The sequence below is a fragment of the Bariatricus sp. HCP28S3_A7 genome, from assembly GCF_052066375.1.
GTDB lineage: Bacteria > Bacillota > Clostridia > Lachnospirales > Lachnospiraceae > Allocoprococcus.
The window spans coordinates 246,780-255,299 of sequence record NZ_JBQHSG010000002.1 but is presented as its reverse complement, the minus strand read 5'-3'; the positions used below and the strand labels follow the sequence as shown (position 1 = coordinate 255,299).

General features: G+C 42.5%; 8 protein-coding genes, 1 rRNA gene and 1 pseudogene. 6 read left to right on the top strand and 4 right to left on the bottom strand.

The genetic code is table 11. The features are described from left to right. From ACTNA4_RS02550 to ACTNA4_RS02535, 4 genes and pseudogenes are all read left to right on the top strand, one after another. Positions 1-113, top strand: a 23S ribosomal RNA gene (locus tag ACTNA4_RS02550); the annotation flags it as partial. A gap of 377 nt (positions 114-490) precedes the next feature. Next, positions 491-886 (top strand): annotated as a pseudogene (locus tag ACTNA4_RS02545) (GrdX family protein). Between the two features lie 115 nt (positions 887-1,001). Then, a complete protein-coding gene (locus ACTNA4_RS02540) occupies positions 1,002-1,712 on the top strand; it encodes a TetR/AcrR family transcriptional regulator (protein WP_427807447.1) in 711 nt (236 codons plus the stop codon). Positions 1,713-1,899: 187 nt separating this feature from the next. Continuing rightward, positions 1,900-2,619 carry a hypothetical protein gene (locus tag ACTNA4_RS02535; RefSeq protein WP_441019055.1) on the top strand — a complete coding sequence of 240 codons (720 nt, stop codon included), beginning with the start codon at positions 1,900-1,902 and terminating at the stop codon, positions 2,617-2,619. A 76-nt stretch (positions 2,620-2,695) separates the two neighbouring features. Here ACTNA4_RS02535 and pdaA read toward each other — a convergent pair whose 3' ends face one another. Further along, positions 2,696-3,517 (bottom strand): delta-lactam-biosynthetic de-N-acetylase, encoded by an 822-nt coding sequence (gene pdaA, locus ACTNA4_RS02530; RefSeq protein WP_441028403.1) that lies wholly within the window; start codon positions 3,515-3,517, stop codon positions 2,696-2,698. A gap of 159 nt (positions 3,518-3,676) precedes the next feature. Here pdaA and mgrA point away from each other — a divergent pair, with 159 nt between their 5' ends. Then, entirely contained in the window at positions 3,677-4,675 is a 999-nt protein-coding gene (mgrA, locus tag ACTNA4_RS02525; protein ID WP_427807438.1) for an L-glyceraldehyde 3-phosphate reductase, read from the top strand. A 172-nt stretch (positions 4,676-4,847) separates the two neighbouring features. Then, positions 4,848-6,107 (top strand): Glu/Leu/Phe/Val family dehydrogenase, encoded by a 1,260-nt coding sequence (locus ACTNA4_RS02520; RefSeq protein WP_441028401.1) that lies wholly within the window; start codon positions 4,848-4,850, stop codon positions 6,105-6,107. A 92-nt stretch (positions 6,108-6,199) separates the two neighbouring features. On the opposite strand, the gene ACTNA4_RS02515 is transcribed toward ACTNA4_RS02520, so the two are convergent. From ACTNA4_RS02515 to ACTNA4_RS02505, 3 genes are all read right to left on the bottom strand, one after another. Further along, positions 6,200-7,438 carry an amidohydrolase family protein gene (locus tag ACTNA4_RS02515; RefSeq protein ID WP_427807436.1) on the bottom strand — a complete coding sequence of 413 codons (1,239 nt, stop codon included), beginning with the start codon at positions 7,436-7,438 and terminating at the stop codon, positions 6,200-6,202. A 99-nt stretch (positions 7,439-7,537) separates the two neighbouring features. After that, the gene (locus tag ACTNA4_RS02510; RefSeq protein WP_441027118.1) at positions 7,538-8,164 is read right to left on the bottom strand and encodes an SdpI family protein; all 627 of its coding nucleotides are present in this window, start codon (positions 8,162-8,164) and stop codon (positions 7,538-7,540) included. Continuing rightward, a complete protein-coding gene (locus tag ACTNA4_RS02505; RefSeq protein WP_427807432.1) occupies positions 8,151-8,429 on the bottom strand; it encodes an autorepressor SdpR family transcription factor in 279 nt (92 codons plus the stop codon). Before ACTNA4_RS02505 ends, ACTNA4_RS02510 begins: the two co-directional genes overlap by 14 nt. Positions 8,430-8,520: the final 91 nt, after the last annotated feature.

Sequence of the window (8,520 nt, the reverse complement as noted above, 5' to 3'; positions counted from 1 at the left end):
TATCCCTACGAAAGTAGTAAGACCCCTTGAAGACGACGAGGTAGATAGGGCAGAGGTGGAAGTGCAGTAATGCATGGAGCTGACTGTTACTAATCGGTCGAGGGCATAACCTGAGCAAACAGGCAAGAAGCGGAAAAGCATGAGTGGAAGAGACGGGAAGGATGCTTGCATCCGGAGCGGATCTTACAGGAATGCGTGTCCATTTGTTACCAAATGGACAATGAGAGAACGAAGTTCTCGAATGGTTTCCGCGGAAAGTAAGTTTGAAATGGTAGGATAGGAAAGAAATGGATGGAGAGATAAAACTTTGTATGTGGTTTTGAAGGTACATAAAGAGAGATAGCTGCAGACTTTGGTGACAAGGTTTGCAGTTTTTTTCCATATAGGAATTTGATAATAAATTGACTTTTTTTGTTGCGGAATTTATAATTAATAAAGTCGCGTAGATATAAGATATTATAATAATTTAGAATAAAAATGAGAGGCAGGGATGACCATGTGGAATCCGGATAAGGCTATTATTATTACGAATAATGATAGGGTTTATGAGAAGTATAAAAAAGAAATGCAGGTGATTCTTTTAGATAGTTATGAAGATGTGTTGATTAAAACACGGGATATGGTTTACAATCGTCATATTCTGTTGACGCATCCATAGGCTTCCAGCCTGAAACCGAATCAGACGCCGTATCGTTCTGTTGTTGTTTATCCGAAGGGAGAAGAAGATAACATGAAGGATATCGTGCTGATCGAGAAGTGTATCGAAACATACAGACAATGGCAGGAAATTGCACCGACACCGAAGAATTACGCAGAAAAAGTGGCAAATGATTTTAAGACAATTGATCTGTCTGTGATCGAGAATATAATCCCCAGAATTTCGTAATTGAAAACACGGCTGTAAGTATGGCTGTGCTCAAAAGTAAGTAGTGCGGGCAGAATAAGAGGATCTGCTTTGTGAGAGATTTACAATAGAATAAGAAAGGTAGAGTCTGCGTAACATGGAGCAACAGACGAAGAGTAATTATTTTAAAGGATTATCTAAGCGAGACTACATTGAAAAGGCATACGAGATTATACAAAATGAAGGAATTGCGGCAGTATCTATCCGAAGAATCGCTAAGGAAATGGGATGCTCCTCAGCAAGCATGTACCGGTATTTCGGCAATCTGACTGAATTATTATTTTATGCTGAGTTGAGGGAATTGCAAGGTTATATTAAGAGATTAAATGCAAGTGAAAAAAGATGGAAAAATGTATGGGATATTTATGTGGGGGTATGGGATTGCTATGCAAGAGAAGCATTTCAAAAACCTGAGGCATATGATTTGCTGTTTTTTAAGTATTCTAACATGAAACTGCAGAAGGTATTTAAAGAGTATTACGAAATGTTCCCTGAGGATATCGAGGATGCAAATCATATTTTTGCAGAGATGCTGTATGCTCCTAGTTTTGTAGGAAGAGATTTCCGGATGTGCAGAAGATGCATACGCGCAAATGCGATTAATTATTATGAAGCAATTCAGTTGAATCGTGTGGTCTGTATGACCTATAAGGGATATTTGAAAACGATTCTTGATGATGGTATTCGAGAAGAGCAGATCGAGGGAAGAGTGCGGGAATTTATTTCCGATGTAGATATGATTGTCATGAAATTGGCTAAAGATCTAAAAGGGTATAACGGATATTATTCAACGAAAAAGAACATATAAATTATAGGAAGACACAGCGTTATTACGTAGGCTGTGTCTTTTGCGTTATATGGAAAAAATGCACTATTGGGATGCAAATTAAAATGCTTAGTATGTGCAGAATTGTGAGCGATTATTCATAGAAAATATAAATATATCAATAATATCTATAAAAAAGCTTGAATGTTATCGCGATAAGTTGTATAATGTGGGCATAAGGCAAGCGGTAATAAGGTACGGAACACTTATTCCGGATTCCAATAATCTGAAGAGCGATGCTATTTTGGTCAGCGTTTGTGATACAATGGCAGCGATCCTTGCCGGTTTTGTAGTTATTCCTACTGCGTTTGCAGGAGGAATGGAAGTTTCTAAGGGACCGGCTCTGCTGTTCGACGTTATGGCAGGTATCTACGGTAAGCTTCCGGGCGGAAGACTGATCGGTTCAGCTTTCTTTATTGGCGTAGCATTTGCAGTACTTTCTTCTTTGTTCACATTCTTTGAGATTTCTATCAGAACATTCGAAGAAAAATTGAAAATGGGACGTAAGAAAGGTATCATCGTATTTGCAATCATCGTACTTATTGGTAACATTTTTGTATCTCTTGGATTTGGTCCACTTTCTAACTTCAAGCTTCCGTGGCCGAGCTTCCAGGGTATTGAGATGTACGGTCTGTATGACTGGCTTGACTGCTTCACCGGTTACTTATTACTTCCTCTTGGCTGCTTACTTACCTGTATTTTCGTTGCGAAAATCTGGGGATTTGAAGGGTATGAAAAAGAATTATATAAGAACACCGACCACAAGTTAAGTAAATTTGATAAGGCTCTCACAGTAGTAGTTATTCCGTTGTTTATGGTTATCGTTCTTTTGAACGTATTTGGGCTTCCTTGGATAATTGACATAATTAATCATATAGCCCTCTGGTAACTCACCAAAAGGGACGAGGCATTCTATGTGCCGCGTCCCTTTTGGCAGTTTTCTGTTCATACTGTATTATTGCCTTTTAAGCTGAAGAAGATATCAAATCTTCCAGTGATTTGAAGGAGTATCCCATTTCTTCCCATTTTGTCAGGAGTTCATCGAGAATCTGGGCATTGGTGGAAGAAGTGCTGTGCAGGAGCACGATTGCACCCGGATGAATGCGGGAAAGGAGCTTGTCGAAAGCGTCTTCTTTTGACGGTTGTTGATTTTCATACCAGTCTACGTAGGCGAGACTCCAGAAAAATGTTTTGTAGCCCATATCTTTGGCCATCTGAAGATTGCTCTCGCTGTATTTCCCCTGTGGGGGTCTGTAGTATTTGGTCATTTCTTCGCCTGTGATTTCTTTATACAATTCTTCTACGGATTGCACTTCTTCGGCAAAGGCTTCTTTTGAGGAAATCTGGGACATATCTTTATGATGATATGTATGATTTCCAACGGTGTGCCCTTCTTCTGTCATTCGAAGAATCAAATCCTTATTATTTTCCAGATAAGTACCGACAACGAAGAAAGTAGCGGGGACCTGGTGCTTTTTGAGTGCATCGAGAATCGGCGCGGTGTTTCCATTTTCATAACCGGCATCGAAGGTAAGGTATATGACTTTTTCGTCCGTATTTTCAGCGTAATATGCGTCGTAAACGGCAAGTTCGTCATATGTAGCATTGGCTACGGGCGGTTCTCCTTCTTCCTGAAAACTCAGTCCCCAGTTTCCTTCGGAAGAGGTGGTGACAGTTTCGGGAAAATATAGCTCTTTCAGTCTGGCGGCTCCGATGCCTGTGAGGAAAGAAAGGCAAAGAATAGAGCAGATAAGGAGAGAACGCTTTATAAGTGATTTGGAAAGCATAATAACTCCAAAGTATATTTTTAAGAAAATATATGTGAAAGTATTTGCGAAAAGAAGCGTCAAAGCTGGACTTTCGGAAGAAAAAGCGATATGATAACGTTGTTTGTGCATTTTATATGCTGACTGAATTTACAGAAACGGATTGAAGGAGGAATGAGTATGGCATATATGGCAAATGAAGAACGATATCAGATTATGAAATACAACAGGTGCGGAAAGAGTGGCTTGATGCTTCCGATGGTTTCTCTTGGCTTATGGCACAATTTTGGAAGCAATGCCAGCATGGACAATATGAAAGCGATGTGTTTCAAGGCATTTGATCTTGGCATCACGCATTTTGATTTGGCAAATAATTATGGGCCTGAGATTGGAAGTGCTGAATATAATTTCGGGAAGATCCTGCATGAAGACTTGTATCCATACCGGGATGAACTTATCATCAGTACCAAAGCGGGATATAAGATGTGGGAAGGGCCTTATGGCGACGGGGGAAGCCGTAAGTACCTGATTGCAAGTGTAGATCAAAGCCTCAGACGCATGGGACTGGAGTATGTAGACATTTTTTATCATCACAGGATGGATCCGAAAACGCCGTTGGAAGAGACGATGGAAGCGTTGAATACGATCGTTAAAAGCGGTAAGGCACTCTATGCAGGGATTTCGAATTATGACGGACCGACGATGGCGAGAGCGGTGGAAATTCTGGAGGAGCTTAAGTGCCCGTTTGTGATCAATCAGAACCGCTATTCTATTTTTGATCGTACGATTGAATTAAATGGCCTGAAGAAAACGGCGAAAAGAATGCGGAAAGGTATTATTGCATTCAGCCCGCTTGCCCAGGGACTTCTGACAGACCGTTATCTGAACGGTATTCCGGAAAACAGCCGTATTCGCGCTGACGGACGGTTTCTGACAGAGGCGGCACTCACACCGGAGCGACTGGAACAGATCAGGGCGCTGAATGAGATCGCTGCCGGAAGAGGACAGACTCTCGCGCAGATGGCACTGAGCTGGGTACTGAAGGATGAGGACGTGACGAGTGTGCTGATCGGTGCATCGAGTCCGGAGCAGATTGAAGAGAATGTAGGAATAATCAATCAGACGGGATTTACGGAAAATGAACTGGCTGAGATCGACAGAATCAGTCTGAGAAGTTAAATACTTTATTCTTTTAAGTATAAGCCGGGTTGTCTTTCGAAATTTAAGTGTATAAACAGAAAAAAAGAAATATTCTTGTCTTAGCCAAGGCGTATTGACTTCTGGAGGGTTTCGTTCTACCATTGCATTCAGTTGATGCGCACAACCAATCAGCTGCTAAGGAGAGAATAAAATGGCACAGGCTTATGACCCATATACAAACGTAATTCATACTATGACAAAAGCAATGGAAATTGGTCATATTGACCAGTCTATGTTTGAGATTCTGAAAAATCCACAGCGGGAAACCAAAGTATATCTTCCGATTGAAATGGATGATGGAAGGGTTAGAGTATTTGAAGGATACCGAGTTCAGCATTCTAATATACGTGGACCGTTTAAGGGAGGAATTCGATATCACCAGAATTGTGATTTGAACGAGGTGAAGGCACTTGCAACATGGATGACACTAAAGTGTGCAGTGGCAGATATTCCATACGGTGGGGCGAAGGGCGGCATTCGGGTTGATCCGGGAACTTTATCGGAGAGAGAATTGCGAAGGCTTACCAGGCGGTATACATTTGCAATAGCGCCAATTATTGGCGCGGATACGGATATTCCGGCTCCGGATGTGAATACCAATTCACAGACTATGGCGTGGATTCTGGATACATACAGTCAGTTAAAAGGACAGCCATGTCCTGGAGTTGTAACCGGAAAGCCGGTTGAACTTGGAGGATCCAGAGGGAGAAATTCAGCGACAGGAAGAGGAGTCGTTATCAGTACGAAATTGCTGCTTGCTCTGGAAGGAAAGACATTGGAAGGAACGACTGTAGCAATACAGGGAATGGGAAATGTTGGTGCTAATGCAGCAAGAATATTTTATCACAGGGAAGCAAAAGTCATTGCCATCAGTGATGTATCAGGCGGACTTTACTGTGAGGAGGGATTGGACATTGATGCGATTTCACTCTATTTGAATCAGGGTGGAAGATTCCTGAAGGATTACGATGCCGCTGGAATTACACATATTACGAATGAAGAGGTGCTGACATGTAAATGCGATGTTTTGGTACCGGCTGCGCTGGAAAATCAGATTACAGAAGCAAATGCTGGAAAATTGCAGTGTGGCTGTATTGTGGAGGCGGCAAATGGCCCGACAACAGAAGGGGCAGATGATGTGTTGGAAAAACGGGGAATCACCTTGATTCCGGACATCTTTGCAAACAGCGGAGGAGTCATTGTCTCTTATTTTGAATGGGTTCAGAATATTCAGGAACTGACATGGGAACGAGATCAGGTAAATGAAATGCTTGAAAAACTGATGTCAAAATCTTTTCAAGAAATTTTGAATGTTACAGAAGAATGTCATTGCAATTTCAGAATGGCGGCTTATATTGTAGCATTGAGAAAGCTGGTATTTGCGGAAAAAATGAAAGGGATTTTTCCGTAAAATGAAGGGAAAAGAAAAACGAGAGGAGAATGGCGGTGTAAATATCCTCAATTACACCGCCATTCTTTCTTTATTTACCAGTAAAAATGGAATTACATAAATGTATTGGCAGTCCCTACATAACGGATTCCATTTTCAAAAACACGTTTACCGCCCAGGGTGACGAACTTCACATTGTTCAGACAGGTGATATCTTTGCTTGCATCTCCACTTACGACCAGAAGGTCTGCGTCAAGTCCTTCTTTGATGAGGCCGCGCTGGTTTTCAAAGCCGAGTACTTTGGCGGGATTCGAAGTTGCAGTCTGAATGGCCTGTAACGGAGTGATTCCATATTCCACCATGTACTGAAGTTCCCTTGGAAGAGGCAGCAGTGGTGAACCGTAAACAACCATGTCGGTTCCGGCAAGTACTGTGACACCGGTATCATAGAATTTTTTGAAATTATCCCTGTAAGCTTTGTAGGCAGGTTCAAAATATTCCCAGTTTGCCATTTCTTTTTGCATGACCGGATCATTTACGGGTTTGCCCGCATTTTCTTCCAGATTCTTTTTCGTGATTTCATATAAATAAGTATAGGCCATGATGGTTGGAGTCCAGGCGATTCCCTTCTCTGCCATCTGCTGTACCTGCTCGTAGGTTAAAAAGGTTCCGTGTTCGATGGTATCAAATCCGGCGTCGATGCTCATCTGAATGCCCGGCTGTGTTCCGGCGTGGATTCCACATTTGATCCCTCTTCTGTGACATTCGTCAGCGGCAGCATTTAACTCTTCCTGGGTATACTCGGGAATGCTGCTGCGGTGTGTGGTAAGAATCTTGATCCACTGGGCTCCGTCACGAACCTGACGGCGGATCTCCTTTCGGATCTCCCATGGTCCGTCTACCTGGGCAATGTCATCATCCCAGCCATGCCCGCCTGTCATACACATGCCGTTGTCGACATGTGTGATTCTTGGAATCGTGATAAATCCTTTCTCTGCCGCGAGATTCAGGGTTGCACAGAGCTTCCGCGCGGAAGTCATATCACGCACGCTGGTGATACCGCGCTCAAATGCGGCCTGTGCGTGCTGCAGAGCAAATAACGTGATCAGTTGGTCATTGTAATTGAAGCTGTCCGGCTGTGAGAACCAGTAGCCGAGATGCACGTGCATATCGCAAAGCCCCGGTAAAAGGGTGGCATCGCCATAGTCCTTCACTTCTTTTTCCGGAAATTCCGCGATGAGTGCTTCTTTCGGCCCGATTTTTCGGATCGTTCCATTTTCAACAGCAACGGCTTTATCTTCCAGTACCGTCTTGCCATCGCCGGTAATGAGATGTTTTGCGCAAATAATCATGATTTTATTCCTGCCTTTATTTTTAGTTTCATGACTCAAGTATAACATCTGCCGGGTAAGATATCCAGATGGATTTCATCTTGTATTTCTTCTTGCAGATTAATCGCCTTTTTTGTAAAGAACAAAAGAAAAGATCATAGGAACCACTGCCAGAGGAATCAGGAGCAATACGGTGAGAATCGGAAATCCGAAAAGTCCGAAGAATATCATAAGAATTCCTCCGATGATCCAGAGATATCCTGCGAGATGGTGTGTCTTATTCCAGTTTTCCTCGCTGGCGAGAGTCCATGGAATCTTGATTCCTATGGTGTAATTCTGACGGCATTTTGGAAGGTAGTTGCCGCAAATAGTGAAGATAATTCCGACCATAATCATGGCAATCTTATCGATGGGAAGCTCATGCCCCATATTGATAAGGAGGGATGCCGGTACCATGATTAAAGAAAGCACAGGAATACACCATTTTCCAAGTAATTTGATCGCAGGAGCGGAATTGTTGTTTCGTGGGTCATGATCCAGGCCTACATGGACAACAATATTGAGAACAGCCATCAGGAGTGGAAGACCGAAAGCACCAATAAGTCGCGGTGCATATCCGTTCGGCTCATTATTTGGTCCCCAGTGTATCGCCATCTGTTCCGGCAGACGGGTGTAAACTGCAGCGGAGAAAATCATGGGCAGCAGACAGAGCAGTGTAGTAAGGATCAGAGTCTTATTTTTTTTCATCAGAAACACCTCCAAATTGTGAAAACCAAAGCATCATTTCTTCAAATACGGATACATTGATTTCATAATAAATGTAATTCTTGTAGCGGGACTCGAAAACCAGTCCGGCTTTTTTGAGTTGTGATAAGTGATAGGAAATTGTAGCATTGGTCATATCAAAATTTTCCGCAATCTCGCCGGCGGACTTTTTGCCGTCCTTAAGCAGGACGAGGATCTCCCGGCGGACCGGATCAGACAATGCTTTAAACGTATCTGCGAACGCCAAATGATCACCTCCAATTGGTATAAGCATTTAGAAATATTTCTAAATAGAATATATCATGAAGAAACCATAAAATCAACATCTATTTAGATAA